At 55.1% G+C, this 15,629-nt stretch carries 14 protein-coding genes; 9 read left to right on the top strand and 5 right to left on the bottom strand.

What is annotated here, in order from left to right; genetic code table 11:
• Positions 1 to 120: 120 nt before the first annotated feature.
• Positions 121 to 1,041 carry a L,D-transpeptidase gene (gene ldtB, locus EHN07_RS09360; RefSeq protein WP_124023903.1) on the bottom strand — a complete coding sequence of 307 codons (921 nt, stop codon included), beginning with the start codon at positions 1,039 to 1,041 and terminating at the stop codon, positions 121 to 123.
• A gap of 231 nt (positions 1,042 to 1,272) precedes the next feature.
• Between ldtB and EHN07_RS09355 the strand changes: the two genes are divergently transcribed.
• Positions 1,273 to 2,868 carry an ABC-F family ATPase gene (locus EHN07_RS09355; RefSeq protein ID WP_124023902.1) on the top strand — a complete coding sequence of 532 codons (1,596 nt, stop codon included), beginning with the start codon at positions 1,273 to 1,275 and terminating at the stop codon, positions 2,866 to 2,868.
• Between the two features lie 167 nt (positions 2,869 to 3,035).
• Here the strand turns inward: EHN07_RS09355 and moeB are convergent, their stop codons facing one another.
• A complete protein-coding gene (gene moeB / locus EHN07_RS09350; RefSeq protein ID WP_124023901.1) occupies positions 3,036 to 3,797 on the bottom strand; it encodes a molybdopterin-synthase adenylyltransferase MoeB in 762 nt (253 codons plus the stop codon).
• A 2-nt stretch (positions 3,798 to 3,799) separates the two neighbouring features.
• Positions 3,800 to 5,032, bottom strand: a complete 1,233-nt coding sequence (gene moeA / locus EHN07_RS09345; RefSeq protein ID WP_124023900.1) for a molybdopterin molybdotransferase MoeA — start codon at positions 5,030 to 5,032, stop codon at positions 3,800 to 3,802.
• A 224-nt stretch (positions 5,033 to 5,256) separates the two neighbouring features.
• Here moeA and EHN07_RS09340 point away from each other — a divergent pair, with 224 nt between their 5' ends.
• From EHN07_RS09340 to gsiD, 5 genes are read left to right on the top strand one after another with little or no spacing between them, the layout of a single operon-like run.
• Positions 5,257 to 6,204: an isoaspartyl peptidase/L-asparaginase gene (locus tag EHN07_RS09340; RefSeq protein WP_124023899.1), complete on the top strand. Its 948-nt coding sequence runs from the start codon at positions 5,257 to 5,259 to the stop codon at positions 6,202 to 6,204.
• Positions 6,204 to 8,054, top strand: a complete 1,851-nt coding sequence (gsiA, locus tag EHN07_RS09335; protein WP_124023898.1) for a glutathione ABC transporter ATP-binding protein GsiA — start codon at positions 6,204 to 6,206, stop codon at positions 8,052 to 8,054. The genes EHN07_RS09340 and gsiA overlap by 1 nt, the downstream gene beginning before the upstream one ends.
• Positions 8,055 to 8,088: 34 nt before the next feature.
• Positions 8,089 to 9,627, top strand: coding sequence for a glutathione ABC transporter substrate-binding protein GsiB (gene gsiB / locus EHN07_RS09330; RefSeq protein ID WP_124023897.1), 1,539 nt, complete (start codon positions 8,089 to 8,091; stop codon positions 9,625 to 9,627).
• 46 nt (positions 9,628 to 9,673) lie between these two features.
• The gene (gene gsiC / locus EHN07_RS09325) at positions 9,674 to 10,594 is read left to right on the top strand and encodes a glutathione ABC transporter permease GsiC (RefSeq protein ID WP_124023896.1); all 921 of its coding nucleotides are present in this window, start codon (positions 9,674 to 9,676) and stop codon (positions 10,592 to 10,594) included.
• Positions 10,595 to 10,596: 2 nt separating this feature from the next.
• Complete coding sequence (gene gsiD, locus EHN07_RS09320) at positions 10,597 to 11,508, top strand: glutathione ABC transporter permease GsiD (RefSeq protein ID WP_124023895.1); 912 nt, start codon at positions 10,597 to 10,599, stop codon at positions 11,506 to 11,508.
• Between the two features lie 50 nt (positions 11,509 to 11,558).
• On the opposite strand, the gene rimO is transcribed toward gsiD, so the two are convergent.
• Positions 11,559 to 12,872: a 30S ribosomal protein S12 methylthiotransferase RimO gene (gene rimO / locus EHN07_RS09315; protein WP_124023894.1), complete on the bottom strand. Its 1,314-nt coding sequence runs from the start codon at positions 12,870 to 12,872 to the stop codon at positions 11,559 to 11,561.
• Between the two features lie 218 nt (positions 12,873 to 13,090).
• On the opposite strand from rimO, the gene EHN07_RS09310 reads away from it, so the two are divergent.
• The 3 genes from EHN07_RS09310 (at position 13,091) to EHN07_RS09300 (ending at position 15,146) form a co-directional block, all read left to right on the top strand.
• Positions 13,091 to 13,399: a hypothetical protein gene (locus EHN07_RS09310; RefSeq protein WP_124023893.1), complete on the top strand. Its 309-nt coding sequence runs from the start codon at positions 13,091 to 13,093 to the stop codon at positions 13,397 to 13,399.
• Between the two features lie 3 nt (positions 13,400 to 13,402).
• Positions 13,403 to 14,620 (top strand): serine hydrolase domain-containing protein, encoded by a 1,218-nt coding sequence (locus EHN07_RS09305; protein WP_124023892.1) that lies wholly within the window; start codon positions 13,403 to 13,405, stop codon positions 14,618 to 14,620.
• A 142-nt stretch (positions 14,621 to 14,762) separates the two neighbouring features.
• Positions 14,763 to 15,146 carry a biofilm formation regulator BssR gene (locus EHN07_RS09300; RefSeq protein WP_124023891.1) on the top strand — a complete coding sequence of 128 codons (384 nt, stop codon included), beginning with the start codon at positions 14,763 to 14,765 and terminating at the stop codon, positions 15,144 to 15,146.
• 84 nt (positions 15,147 to 15,230) lie between these two features.
• Here the strand turns inward: EHN07_RS09300 and EHN07_RS09295 are convergent.
• The coding region (locus EHN07_RS09295; RefSeq protein WP_148085466.1) for an RNA-guided endonuclease InsQ/TnpB family protein at positions 15,231 to 15,629 on the bottom strand (399 nt) is incomplete at its 5' end.

Genomic DNA, 15,629 nt, shown 5'->3' with positions numbered 1-15,629 from the left:
AAATCAATAAATTGATTTTCCTTATTGTTTATTGATGGTCTCTGTTCGTTTTGCGAAACACATGGGGTTTGTTATCAGCCTGAGGCGGCCCGCAGGCCGCCGTTCAATACGGGCTGAAACTTAGTTCAGACGTACCGGCATACCGGAACGGCCCTGAATCGCCTGCTCCAGCACGATGCTGTCAACGTCCGGCTGGGCAGTAATGGCCGTCACGTTGTTTTTCAGCGTGATGGGCACGATCTCGGTTGAATTGAACTGCTCTTCAGTGGTGGACAGCGGATTATGCACTTCAATGTAGCGTGTGCCGTCCGGCTCAACGGTGGCTTTCACCGGTTCGTTGATGAACTGAACGCGAGTACCGACCGGCACTTTCTCGAACAGGAACTTAATATCTTCGTTACGCAGACGCACACAACCGTGGCTGACGCGCAGGCCGATGCCAAAGTTGGCGTTCGTCCCGTGAATGGCGTACAGACGGCCGATATATAGCGCATACAGGCCCATCGGGTTGTCCGGGCCGGCAGGAACAACGGCTGGCAGCGGCGTACCGGCAGCAATATACTCCGCATGCATTTTCGCCGTTGGCGTCCAGGTTGGGCCCGCTTTCTTACGCTCTACTTTTGTGGTCCAGTTCAGCGGGGTGTCTTTACCCAGTTGGCCGATACCAATTGGCAGCACGATAACCGTGTTGGTGCCGGCAGGGTAGTAATAGAGGCGCATTTCAGCACTGTTAATCACGATACCTTCATGCACGGTATCCGGCAGGATTAACTGCTGAGGAATATTCAGGATGGTGCCCGGTTTTGGCAGATAAGGATCCACCCCAGGGTTTGCTTCCAGCATATTGGAAAGGCCCATCTGGTAACGCGCGGCAAACTCTTCGAGCGGCGCGGTGCTCCCTTCAGGAATGGTAATTACCTGGTTTTGACCCACCAGGCGGCTGCCATCGGTTGGCAGCGGATAGGTCACGGCAGAAGCTGTGTTGCTAAAAGCCACAGCAGCCACAAATGCCAGTAAAATTGTGCGTAGTTTCATATTCATATTTTGCGAAGTATTTATGGCCATGCAGGCTAGTGAGTGAAGAAACGGAGCGATAGCGCGCATTATATGTGCATTCCCCCAGAGTGGGAAATCAGATGTGGATTAAATCACATTTTTTTGCAGATTGATTATTTTATCGCCAGCGCACAAGCCGCGCGATCTGCACGTTGAGTTATGGCATAATGTGCCCGATCTCACATATTAAATCACTTCTTTTACCAGGACATCTCTGTGCTAGTTTCCAGTAACGTCACAATGCAGTTCGGCAGTAAGCCGCTGTTTGAAAATATTTCTGTCAAATTTGGCGGCGGCAACCGTTACGGCTTGATCGGCGCTAACGGTAGCGGCAAGTCTACCTTTATGAAAATCCTCGGCGGCGATTTAGATCCCACGCTTGGGAACGTTTCACTCGATCCTAACGAGCGCATCGGTAAGCTGCGCCAGGATCAGTTCGCCTTTGAAAAATTCACCGTTCTCGACACGGTGATTATGGGCCACGCCGAGCTCTGGGAAGTAAAAGAAGAGCGCGACCGCATTTATGCGCTGCCAGAAATGAGCGAAGAAGACGGCTATAAAGTGGCGGATCTGGAAGTGCTCTACGGCGAGATGGACGGTTACACCGCCGAAGCGCGTGCCGGTGAACTGCTGCTTGGCGTAGGCATTCCGGTAGAGCAGCATTACGGCCCAATGAGCGAAGTGGCCCCTGGCTGGAAATTGCGTGTGCTGCTGGCGCAGGCGCTGTTCTCAAACCCGGATATTCTGCTGCTCGATGAACCGACGAACAACCTGGACATCGACACCATTCGCTGGCTGGAAACGGTGCTTAACGAACGCAACAGCACCATGATCATCATTTCCCACGACCGTCACTTCCTGAATATGGTTTGTACGCATATGGCGGATCTGGACTACGGCGAACTGCGCGTTTATCCGGGCAACTACGACGAATATATGACGGCCGCCACACAAGCGCGTGAGCGCCTGCTGTCCGATAACGCGAAGAAAAAAGCGCAAATTGCCGATCTGCAATCCTTCGTTAGCCGCTTTAGCGCCAACGCCTCTAAATCGCGCCAGGCAACCTCTCGTGCGCGCCAGATTGATAAAATCAAACTCGACGAAGTAAAAGCTTCCAGCCGCCAGAACCCGTTTATCCGCTTCGAGCAGGACAAGAAACTGTTCCGTAACGCGCTGGAAGTGGAAGGCGTGGCGAAAGGCTTTGATAACGGCCCGCTGTTCAAAGGCGTTAACATGCTGCTGGAAGTGGGTGAGAAGCTCGCGATTCTGGGAACCAACGGCGTGGGTAAATCCACATTGCTGAAAACGCTGGTGGGTGAGCTGACCCCGGATGCGGGTAATGTGAAATGGTCTGAAAACGTGCAAATTGGCTATTACGCTCAGGATCACGAATACGAATTCGAAAACAATCTGACGGTATTCGACTGGATGAGCCAGTGGATGCAGGAAGGGGACGACGAGCAAGCGGTACGCAGTATCCTGGGCCGCCTGCTGTTCAGCCAGGACGACATCAAAAAGCCGGCGAAGGTACTGTCCGGCGGCGAAAAAGGCCGCATGTTGTTTGGTAAGCTGATGATGGAGCGTCCGAACGTTCTGGTGATGGATGAACCTACCAACCACCTGGATATGGAATCCATTGAATCGCTGAATATGGCGCTGGAAATGTACCCGGGCACGCTGATCTTCGTCTCTCACGACCGTGAGTTTGTCAGCTCGCTGGCAACCCGCGTGATTGAGATTACGCCAGAGCGCGTGATCGACTTTACCGGCGGCTATGAAGATTACCTGCGCAGTAAAGGTATTGACGGCTAAGATTTAGCTCAGATTATCCTCACCCAAACCCTCTTATCAAAAGAGGGTTTTAATACCCTTTGGGAAGCCGGACGCGTTAGCTTCATCTGCAAACCACGCGGCAGCCAATTTCCCCTACCTGTGCAAGATAATCTTTATACCCACGGCCTGGCCAGTGGACGGCGACATTACGACGAACGATCGCTGCACACCGCGCATTGCGGATTGCGCGGCAGTTTCATCTCGCGGAACTGGCAGGTCAGGGCGTCGTACATGACGATTTTCCCGCTCGCGGGGGTGCCGTAGTTCGCCAGCAGTTTGATGGCTTCCATCGCCTGCAAAGAGCCGATTACGCCCACTAACGGCGCCATCACGCCCGCTTCCACGCAGGTTAGCGCATTATCGCCAAACAGGCGGCTCAGGCAGCGGTAACACGGCTCGCCCTCCTGATAGGTAAAGACGCTGATTTGCCCTTCCATGCGAATCGCCGCCCCTGAAACCAGCGGTTTTTTGAGCGTAAAACAGCTCAGGTTTAGCTGATTACGAATCAATACGTTGTCGGTGCAATCCAGCACCAGATCATGCTCAGCAATTAATGCCAGCAGCTGCGCTTCATCTAAGCGCGCATTAACCGCATCAATTTGAATATGCGGGTTTATTGCTGCGAGTTCATGCCGCGCGGAATCGACTTTCGGCTGCCCGATAGTGGCGTCGCGATGCAGCGTCTGGCGCTGTAAATTAGACAGTGCCACGGTGTCGAAATCGAGCAGCGTCAGATGGCCTACTCCCGCGGCGGCCAGATAAGGCGCGCTGGCACAGCCCAGGCCGCCAAGCCCAACAATCAGTACGCGCGCGGCTTTCAACGCTTCCTGTCCGTCAAAATCGAAACCGCGCAGAATAATCTGGCGGTTGTAGCGCAGCATCTCCTGATTGCTCAGCTCGGCGTTCATGGTTAGCTCCCAAACAGGTGGTTAAACGGCTCAACCTCAACCCAGTCGCCCGCTTCCACATTGCCACGCTCGCGCTCCAGCACGATAAAACAGTTAGCCTGGCTAAATGAGCTGAAAATATGCGATCCCTGGTGGCCGGTACTCAGCACTTCTAATTGTCCGTCTTCAGCGGTGCGCAGCGTGCCACGCTGGAAATCGAGGCGGCCCGGTGATTTTTTCAGTCTGCCAACGGTGCGCGCGCGCAGGCGTGGTGGCAGGGCATGGCCTTGCTGCCCGCTTAATTTAGCCAGTAACGGCTGAACCAGCTGATAGAAGGTGAGCGCCGCCGAAACCGGGTTGCCCGGCAGGCCGCAGAACCAGCTGTTTTTCAGGCGGCCAAAGGCAAAAGGCTTGCCCGGTTTTATCGCCAGCTTCCAGAAACCGACTTCACCTAATTCTTCCAGCAGTTGTTTGGTGTAATCCGCTTCGCCCACCGACACGCCGCCGCTGCTGATTACCACATCGGCCTGGCTGTCGGCTTCAATAAACGCCGCACGCAGGGCTTCCGGATCATCGCGGATAATCCCCAGGTCGATAACTTCGCAGCCGAGTTGCTCAAGCATGATATGTACCGCCAGGCGGTTGGTATCGTAGATCTGACCTTCACCAAGCGGCAGACCCGGCAGCTGCAGTTCATCACCGGTTGAGAATACCGCCGCGCGAACTCTGCGTAACACGGCGACCTGGGCGATGCCCAGTGAGGCAATCAGCGGTAGCTCAGCGGCAGTCAGCTTTTTACCCGCTGGCAGCACGTTGCCGCCCTGGCGAATATCTTCACCACGCAGGCGCACGTTTTGTCCGTTTTTCACCGCTTCGTTAAAGCGCACGCCGTTTTCCGTCACGGTGGCTTCTTCTTGCATCACAACGGCATCGGTTCCTTGCGGCACCGGTGCGCCAGTCATAATGCGAATGCAAGTGCCTTGCGGCCATTCGTCGGCAAAAGGCTGCCCGGCAAAGGCTTTTCCTGCCACAGGCAGCGCCGTACCCAGCGCCAGATCTTTCAGACGCACCGCGTAACCATCCATTGCTGAATTATCAAAACCCGGAACATCAATCGGAGAAGTGACAGGGTGCGAGGTAATGCGCCCACAAGCCTTCAGCAAAGGGATGGACTCAGATTCGGTGACAGGAACAATACGTGACAGCATCTGTTCCATTGCGGTTTCAAGCGGGATAAGCCCGGCGGTAAATTCCATGAAAGCTCCTAGCAGCGCGGGAAAAATATGTCGGACATTATGGCAGAGAAAGCGCCGCGGCTGAATGTTCCCTGATGGCTAATATTATGGGTAATCCATCGCGCCATTTTCCTTTACATCACATTTACATCTTTCTATATTCAAAAATCGTCTCAAGCCGGTTTAACGAATCTGATATTTATAGAGAAAGTGAAACCGGATAAACCTGACAGGGCTACGTCGAAATGAGCAAAGCGGTAATCGCTATCCACGGTGGCGCGGGAGCCATCACTCGTGCGCAATTCAGCCCCGAAAAAGAGCGGCTTTATATTAACGCCCTTTCGGAAATCGTTGCGGCAGGACAGGCGTTGCTGGAGGCGGGGGGAAGCGCGCTGGAGGCGGTTAGCGAAGCCGTACGCCTGCTTGAAGAGTGCCCGCTGTTTAACGCCGGAATTGGTGCGGTCTTTACCCATGACGGCACGCACGAGCTTGATGCCTGTATTATGGATGGCAAAACGCTTGAAGCGGGAGCCGTGGCGGGAGTGAGCCATATTCGCAACCCGATTCTTGCCGCCCGCAAGGTGCTGGAACACAGCCCGCACGTGCTGTTAATTGGGCGCGGTGCGGAAATTTTTGCTCAACAGCACGGACTTGAACCCGTCTCGCCAGATATTTTCTTTACCCAGCAGCGCTGGGATCAACTTCAGATCGCCCGCGCGCAGCGCCAAACCGTGCTCGATCATGATGAGCCGATACATCCGGACACCAAATTTGGCACCGTCGGCGCTGTAGCCCTTGATAAGCACGGTAACCTGGCGGCGGCAACCTCTACCGGCGGGATGACCAACAAAATGGTGGGGCGAGTCGGTGATTCACCGATTATCGGCGCCGGCTGCTATGCCAATAACGCCAACGTCGCGGTGTCCTGTACCGGCACCGGCGAAGTGTTTATGAAAACGCTCGCCGCCTACGATATCGCAGCATTGATGGAATACGGCGGGCTGAGCCTGCACCAGGCCACAGAACGCGTGGTAATGGAAAAACTCCCGGCGCTCAACGGCAGCGGTGGGATAATAGCGATTGACTGCGCAGGTAATGTGGCATTGCCCTTTAACAGCGAAGGGATGTATCGCGGCTACGGTTATGTCGGCGATGCCCCAAGCGTCGGAATTTATCAAAGCCAGGAGCGCTGATGCCCAGAAGTCACGAGCTTCCCGATGACGAAGTGCTGTCTGTAAGCCGACTCAACGTTCGCTTTCGCCAGCAAAAAGTGGATGTCCACGCGGTGTCCGGGCTGTCGTTGACGCTCAAGCGCGGCGAAACGCTGGCGATTGTCGGGGAGTCGGGTTCGGGCAAATCAGTGACGGCGCTGGCCTTAATGCGCCTGCTGGAAAAGACCGCCAGCCAGGTTGAAAGCGATAAAATCCTGCTGCGTCGCCGCAACGGCCAGGTGATCGAGCCGGAAGAGTTGAGTTCCTCGCAGATGCGCCGTGTGCGCGGTGCGGATATAGCGATGATTTTTCAGGAGCCGATGACCTCGCTAAACCCGGTGTTTCCGGTGGGCGAGCAAATTGCCGAATCTATTCGTTTGCATCAGGGGCTGGGCAAGCAGGCGGCGCTGGAAGAGGCGTGCCGGATGCTCGAGCGGGTGCGCATTCCCGAAGCAAAAGCGATTCTGGGGCGCTATCCGCATCAGCTTTCCGGCGGCATGCGTCAGCGGGTGATGATAGCGATGGCGCTCTCTTGTCGCCCGGCGGTGCTGATAGCCGATGAACCCACAACCGCACTGGATGTCACCATTCAGGCGCAGATCCTCCAGCTGATTCGCGTTCTGCAAGACGAAATGCAGATGGGCGTGATTTTTATCACCCACGACATGGGCGTCGTGGCCGATATCGCCGATCGGGTGCTGGTGATGTATCGCGGCGAGGCGGTGGAAACCGGCAGCGTGCAACAGATTTTTACTGCTCCCGAACATCCCTATACCAAAACCTTACTTGCCGCCGTGCCGCGTCTTGGGGCGATGAACGGGCGCGACCTGCCGAGAAAATTCCCGCTGGTCGAACCGACACAGCCTGATAATCCTGAACCGGAAACCGAGCAAGACACCGTTGCGCAGGGGGCGGCTCCGGTGCTGCAAGTGCGTGATTTAGTCACGCGCTTTGACATCCGCAGCGGCATTTTTAACCGTGTTACCAGCCGGGTGCATGCGGTAGAAAAAGTGAGCTTTGATTTATTTCCGGGAGAAACTCTGGGGCTGGTTGGGGAGTCGGGCAGCGGCAAATCCACAACCGGGCGTGCGCTGCTGCGGCTGGTGGAAACCCAGGGCGGCAGCATCCACTTCAACGGCCAGCGCATCGACACGCTTTCTAATGCCGACATGCAGCAGGTGCGCAAAAACATTCAGTTTATTTTCCAGGACCCTTACGCCTCGCTCGATCCGCGACTGACGGTGGGCTATTCGATTATGGAGCCGCTGCTGGTGCACAACGTGATGCCCAAAGAACAGGCGCAACAGCGCGTGGCCTGGCTGCTGGATCGCGTGGGGCTATTGCCTGAACACGCCTGGCGCTATCCGCATGAATTTTCTGGCGGCCAACGCCAGCGCATTTGTATTGCAAGAGCGCTGGCGCTTAATCCTGAAGTGGTGATTGCCGATGAGTCCGTTTCGGCGCTGGATGTCTCGATTCGCGCGCAAATCGTCAACCTGCTGCTCGATCTGCAGCGCGAGTTTGGCATTGCCTTTTTGTTTATTTCTCATGATATGGCGGTGGTGGAGCGCATTTGTCATCGCGTGGCGGTGATGTACCTCGGGCAAATTGTTGAAATTGGCCCGCGCCGTGCGGTGTTTGAAAATCCGCAGCATCCTTATACCCGCAAATTAATGGCGGCGGTTCCGGTGGCTGACCCCACCCACCGCCGCCCGAAACCGGTTTTAGTCTCTGATGATATTCCCGGCAGCACGTACAAGCTGGGGAGCGAACCGCAGGTTGTAAGGCTTGTCAATGTAGGCCCTGGCCATTTTGTGGCCCGGAGCCAGTAAAACACCTTTAGGCAAGGATAATCAGGAGAACACTATGACACTGCTTGAGAATAAAAAATGGCTATTAGCCGCCGGGCTTGCGGCCAGCTTCATCGCCGCACCGGCATTTGCTGCAAAGGATGTGGTCGTCGCCGTGGCATCCAATTTCACCACGCTTGACCCTTATGATGCCAATGACACCCTTTCACAGGCGGTAGCAAAATCCTTTTACCAGGGGCTGTTTGGCCTGGATAAAGAGATGAAGCTGCAAAACGTGCTGGCAGAAAGCTATACCGTCTCAGACGACGGGCTGGTGTACACCATCAAATTGCACGCCGGGGTTAAATTCCAGGACGGGACTGATTTCAACGCCGAAGCGGTGAAAGTGAACCTCGATCGCGCCAGTAATCCTGACAACCGCCTCAAGCGCTATAACCTGTACAAGGCGATTGCCCGGACGGAAGCGCTGGATGCCAGTACGGTAAAAATCACCCTCAAGCAGCCATTCTCGGCGTTTATTAATATCCTGGCCCACCCGGCTAGCGCGATGATCTCACCGGCGGCGCTGCAAAAATATGGCAAAGAGATTGGTTTCCACCCGGTCGGTACCGGGCCGTACCAGCTGGAAACCTGGAACCAGACCGACTTTGTGAAGGTGAAGAAATTCGCCGGTTACTGGCAACCGGGGTTACCAAAGCTTGACACCATCACCTGGCGTCCGGTGGTGGATAACAACACCCGTGCGGCGATGCTGCAAACCGGTGAAGCGCAGTTTGCCTTCCCAATTCCTTACGAGCAGGCCGGGGTGCTGGAGAAAAACGACAGGCTGGAACTGGTGGCGTCGCCTTCCATTATGCAGCGTTATCTCAGCATGAACGTGACGCAAAAACCGTTTGATAACCCGAAAGTGCGTGAAGCTATCAACTATGCCATCAACCGCCAGGCGCTGGTGAAAGTGGCATTCTCCGGCTATGCGACACCGGCAGAAGGGGTGGTTCCGCCGTCTATCGACTTCGCGCAAAAGTACCAGCCGTGGCCCTACAATCCGGCAAAAGCGCGTGAACTGCTGAAAGAAGCGGGCTACCCGAACGGTTTTGAAACCACGCTCTGGTCGTCGCATAACCACAGCACCGCGCAGAAAGTGTTGCAGTTCACCCAGCAGCAGTTAGCGCAGGTTGGCATTAAGGTGAAAGTGACGGCGATGGATGCCGGTCAGCGTGCCGCAGAAGTGGAAGGCAAAGGGCAGAAAGAGAGCGGGGTGCGCATGTTCTACACCGGCTGGTCGGCATCAACGGGCGAAGCCGACTGGGCGCTTTCGCCGTTGTTTGCTTCATCCAACTGGCCGCCAACGCTGTTTAACACCGCGTTCTATAGCAATCCACAGGTGGATAAAGATCTGGTGGCGGCGCTGAAAACCACCCAACGCGATGAGAAAGCGAAGCTGTATAAAGATGCTCAGGACACCATCTGGAAGGAAAATCCATGGGTGCCGCTGGTGGTCGAAAAGCTGGTTTCCGCCCACAGCAAAAATCTGAGCGGTTTTTATGTGATGCCGGATGCCGGGTTTAGCTTTGATGATGCGGATCTGAAATAAGGTGGCTGTTGCCGCGCATGATGCGCGGCAATTTGCCGGAGGCGACATGTTTAACTATTTCCTCAAACGCCTGCTGGGCCTGATCCCCACACTGCTTATCGTCGCGGTGCTGGTATTCCTGTTTGTCCATCTGCTGCCGGGCGACCCGGCGCGCTTGATTGCCGGGCCAGAAGCTGATGCCAGCGTTATCGAAATGGTGCGCAAACAGCTAGGGCTGGACTTACCGCTGTGGCAGCAGTTTTTACACTATATCGGCAATATTGTGCAGGGGGATTTTGGCACTTCTATGGTGTCGCGCCGCCCGGTTACAGATGAGATAGCCAGCCGCTTTATGCCGACTTTCTGGCTCACTATTACCAGCATGATTTGGGCGGTTATTTTTGGTCTGTGCATCGGCATTATTGCTGCCGTCTGGCGCAACCGCTGGCCGGACAGACTGAGCATGACGATCGCTGTTTCCGGCATCTCTTTCCCGGCTTTTGCGCTCGGCATGCTGCTGATGCAGATCTTCTCGGTAGAGCTGGGCTGGCTGCCAACCGTGGGGGCAGATAGCTGGCAACATTATCTTCTCCCCTCTGTTACGCTTGGCGCAGCGGTTGCGGCGGTGATGGCGCGCTTCACCCGCGCTTCGTTCGTGGATGTGCTGCAGGAAGATTACATGCGCACCGCGCGTGCTAAAGGGGTGAGTGAATCGCTTATCGTGCTTAAACACGGCCTGCGTAATGCGATGATCCCGGTCGTCACCATGATGGGGCTACAGTTTGGTTTCCTGCTTGGCGGCTCGATCGTCGTCGAAAAGGTGTTTAACTGGCCGGGGCTTGGGCGCCTGCTGGTGGATTCGGTAGAGATGCGTGACTACCCGGTGATTCAGGCGGAAGTGCTGCTGTTTTCGCTGGAATTTATTGTTATCAACTTAGTGGTGGATTTGCTGTATGCCGCCATTAACCCGGCTATCAGGTACAGATAAGGATGCGACTCTTTAACTGGCGACGCCAGGCCGTTCTGAATGCGATGCCGCTTGTGCGGCCAAATCAGGTGCGCACTCCGTGGTATGAATTTCTGTGCCGTTTACGCAAACAGCCGGTGGCCATGTTCGCCGGGGCGTTTGTGCTGTTTCTGATTGCCGTTGCGCTTGTTGCCCCCTGGCTGTCCCCGTTTGATGCGGAAAACTATTTTGATTACGACCGCCTTAACGATGGCCCATCAATGGTGCACTGGTTTGGCGTGGATTCGTTAGGGCGCGATATTTTCAGCCGCGTGCTGGTGGGGGCGCAAATTTCGCTGGCGGCGGGGGTGTTTTCGGTATTAATCGGCGCGCTGACGGGCACTTTCTTTGGCCTGCTCGCCGGTTATTACGAAGGCTGGTGGGACCGCGTGATCATGCGTATCTGCGACGTGCTGTTTGCTTTCCCCGGCATTTTACTGGCGATAGCCGTGGTGGCGGTAATGGGCAGCGGCATGTCGAACGTGATTATCGCGGTGGCTATTTTTAGCATTCCGGCCTTTGCCCGCCTGGTGCGCGGCAATACGCTGGTGCTGAAACACCAAACTTTTATTGAATCGGCACGCAGTATTGGCGCCTCGGATGCCACGATAATTTTCCGCCATATTCTGCCGGGTACGGTTTCGTCGATTGTGGTCTATTTCACCATGCGTATCGGCACCTCGATTATTTCAGCGGCGAGTTTGTCGTTTCTGGGATTAGGCGCGCAGCCGCCGACGCCGGAGTGGGGGGCGATGCTCAATGAAGCACGAGCGGATATGGTGATTGCGCCGCATGTGGCTCTCTTCCCGAGCCTTGCAATTTTCCTGACGGTGCTGGCGTTTAACCTGCTGGGAGATGGGTTACGTGACGCGCTGGACCCGAAGATAAAAGGGTGATTTCAAAGAAAAAAGGCGGATGACGCTAGCGCGTATCCGCCATTCAGAACTTAAACCACTGAACCCCACAGGTCATATTCGTCCGCGTTTTCAACCTTCACACGCACCACATCACCGGGTTTCAGTTTGGTTTCGCCATTGAGGTAAACCGCGCCGTCGATTTCTGGCGCGTCAGCCATGCTGCGGCCAATCGCACCTTCGTCGTCAACTTCATCGATGATAACCAGAATCTCACGGCCCACTTTTTCCTGCAGACGTTCAGCAGAAATCTGCTGCTGCAGCTGCATGAAGCGGTTCCAGCGCTCTTCTTTCACCTCTTCCGGCACCGGATCGGTCAGTTCGTTGGCGGTCGCGCCTTCTACCGGGCTGAACTTGAAGCAGCCGACGCGATCCAGTCGCGCTTCTTTCAGGAAGTCGAGCAGCATCTGGAAGTCTTCTTCGGTTTCGCCAGGGAAGCCAACAATAAAGGTGGAGCGCAGCGTTAAGTCCGGGCAGATTTCACGCCATTGCTTAATGCGCTGCAGCTGGCGATCCACGCTACCCGGGCGCTTCATCAGCTTCAGAATGCGCGGGCTGGCGTGCTGCAAAGGAATATCCAGATACGGCAGGATTTTTCCTGCCGCCATTAATGGAATCACATCATCAACGTGCGGATACGGGTAAACGTAGTGCAGACGCGTCCACACGCCGAGTTTCGCCAGTTGCTCACACAGGCTGACCATGCTGGTTTTTACCGGCTCACCGTTGTAAAAACCGGTGCGGTGCTTAACGTCCACGCCGTAAGCTGAAGTATCCTGCGAGATAACCAGCAGCTCTTTCACGCCTGCATCTACCAGACGTTTAGCTTCGGACAGCACATCGCCAATCGGACGGCTATCAAGATCGCCACGCATGGAAGGGATGATGCAGAAGGTGCAACGGTGGTTGCAGCCTTCGGAAATTTTCAGGTAGGCGTAGTGACGCGGGGTCAGCTTCACGCCTTGTTCCGGCACCAGGCTCAGGAACGGGTTGTGTTTAGGTTTTGGCACATAGTGATGAACGTGCTGCAAAACTTGCTCGTAGCTGTGCGGGCCGGTGATTTCCAGAACTTTAGGGTGCACTTCGCGGATTTGATCTTCTTTGGCCCCTAAGCAGCCGGTGACAATCACTTTGCCATTTTCGTTCAGCGCTTCGCCGATAGCCTCAAGCGACTCTTGTACGGCGCTGTCGATAAAGCCACAGGTGTTAACGATAACCATATCGGCATCATCATAGCTAGGCACTACATCGTAACCTTCGGTGCGCAGCTCAGTCAGGATCCGTTCAGAATCAACGAGGTTTTTTGGGCAGCCGAGGGAGACAAAGCCAATACGGGGTTGTTGCATACGGGTCACGCTCACAAAGTAAACAGAAAATAAAAGCCGGGCGATTCTACACGGGTTTTGGGTAAGGCTCTACTGGTTGTTGCGTTAAGCACCGCGCGCCAAAATAAGATTATTCGTCGCGCCTTATTTTTTGCTTACCCCGGGCGCAGGCTCTATTATCTTCCCGCTCTGTTTACTTTATGTTTATATTGAACCGTCCCGCTCAAAGAGAGAACCGCATGATGCGTAAGATTTTAGCCCTTTCCGGGATGCTGGCCGCGGCCCTGCTGCTGTCAGCTTGTCAGATGATTCCAACCCCGCTCAATACGCCGCCCGCCACCGCACAAAAGTTTGTTTGTGGCGGTGAAAAACTGGCAATTGATGGCGACTACGCCTGGTACAACGGCAAGCGCTATTCCTATCAAAATATGACCGGCGGACAGGCGTTTTATCGCTACCACAGCAGTAATTTTGGGCTGAAAAAAGTCGGTGAAACCCGCACCATGCTGATTGGGCTGGATGCCAAACCGTGCGTGGCGGCGAACTAATTGATGAAACCACACCTTCGCCTGGCGCAGCTAAGTGTGCTGTTGCTCGGTGTTATGCAGGCGGGGTGTGGAACGCTCTCAAACGTCGCTCCTGAGGCAGACGTGCCGCAAAAGGCGCAGCGCGCCTGCGGTGAATCATCGCGTCGCACTATCAACCAGTGGCTTCCTGCCATGGTTGAGCAGCAGTCTCCTGCGATGGTGGTTGGGGTGATTGACGCCCAAAATCAGCGTCACTACTGGCGCTTTGGCGTCACGGATAGCGAGCATCAATATCCGGTGGATGAGCACACGCTGTTCGCGGTGGGATCGCTCAGCAAAGGGATGACCGCGGAGGCCACGGCGGTGTTAGTGGCGCAGGGGCGTTTGCACTGGTCAGACAGATTAGAGAACCTGTTGCCGCCCTCCGTAAAGCTGAGCGCTGATGCGAAAAAAATCACCCTGTTGCAACTGGTGACCCACACCTCAGGTTTGCCACGGCAGAATATGGATTTGCCGATGCTGAGCGCGTTTATTCGCTATCTGGGAAACGGTGAGAATTTCTACACCGACCTTGATAGTGACAACGTGGTGGCCGCTCTGGCGGACTTTTCAGCGCCGGGGCGCGCCGAGCCACGCTACTCGAATCTGGGCTACGCGGTGCTGAATTATGTCCTGCACTATCAGACCGGCCAGCGTGCCGATCGGCTGGTGCAAAGGTTACTCTTCGACCCGCTCGGGATGCGCAACAGCAGTTTTACCCCGCAGACCCTGAAAAGTTACCCATTGCGTGCCATTGGCCATGCGGGCAGCCAGCCGAAGTTTATCCCGCGCGGGCAAGTGGTGCCGGACTGGCAGTTCAGCGGCAATATGGTGGGAGCCGGCAGTTTATATACCGACACCGCAGATTTACTGACTTTTGCCGCCGCCCACCTTGATGGCTCCGGCAATGCGGCCGTGGATCAAGCTATTCAGGATACCCTGCAGGTTTACTATCCACGTCATAAAGAAGCCGCCAATATCGCCTGGGTGACGGATACCTATGGCGAGCAGTCCATCACCTATCAGGTTGGCTATATCGGTGGCTACTCCAGCTATATCGGTATCGATCGCGTACACCATTTTGCGGTGGTGGTGCTGCAAAACAGTTTTACCTGGCAAAACAACCTCGGGCACAGCGTGTTACGCCAGATGGTTGAAGAGCAACATCAGGCCGCCGCCTGTCATGCCGCGACCGCTACGTAACACCTTGTTTCACGTCTATTGTTAGCCAGTGTAAAAGTTGCTGCCGACGATCAAAAAATTCAGCAAAAAACGCAGGCCGGTTTAAAAATTATCCATACTATAAATGTGTGTTATCGAGTCTAACCACACGGAGGGTAAAAGTATGACCGGAGAGCCACTCAAACGCGATATTCTGAAAAAGATGATTATCGCCAAAATAGACATTGCTGCTTATCTCTCCCTGAGAAAAGCCAAAGGCTATATGTCGGTGATGGAAACTGAGCATCTGCGCGATAACCTGTTCGATTTGTCTGGCGAGTACCGTCAGAACGCTTTACGTCTCAGATCCCATCTTGCCGCGCAAGAGATGGAAACAATGAACCACGCAATGGATGCGGTGTGTTCCGCCGCCGTTTGCCTGATGACCGGGCGTCACGATTGTCCGCAATATATCGCCATCGATGCCGAAAAGCTGGAAAGCTGCCTGTTTGAGCTTTCCGCCAGCCTGAAAGAGATTATGAGCCACCGGCTGGCTGTTGAATCTTGATACCCGCGTGGGGGGAACGGCGCCCCCCAGTTTAAGTTTTTTTGACATCCTCCCCGCCCTAAAGGGTGAGGATTCCTACAGCGTTCAGACCGGAGCCTGACTCGCCTCGGTGGGTTCCTGCTTCATCAAGCGGCCTAAAACTGCCATCTCTCCACAGGCTAACGCGGCGTGCCCCGCCGCTAAAATATTACGAGCACCGTTGGTATCGGCGTTCTCTGTATATCCACACTCAAGACACTCGAACTGACTTTGTGACTGGCGGTTTTCTTTCGCTGTATGACCACAGCAGGCGCATTTCTGACTGGTGTAGGCTGGATTAATTGCCAGCACCTGACCACCTCGCCAGCGCTGTTTGTACTCAAGCTGGCGGCGAAGCTCGTGCCAGCCCTGATCTAATATCGAACGGTTTAAGCCTGATTTTGCACGAACGTTGCGACCGGGCTGGCCTACCGTACCCGAAGCTGACTTTGACATGTTGGCAAC

The sequence above is a fragment of the Buttiauxella warmboldiae genome (assembly GCF_003818135.1).
Taxonomy (GTDB): Bacteria; Pseudomonadota; Gammaproteobacteria; order Enterobacterales; family Enterobacteriaceae; genus Buttiauxella; species Buttiauxella warmboldiae.
This window is presented reverse-complemented; position numbering and strand designations above follow the sequence as displayed.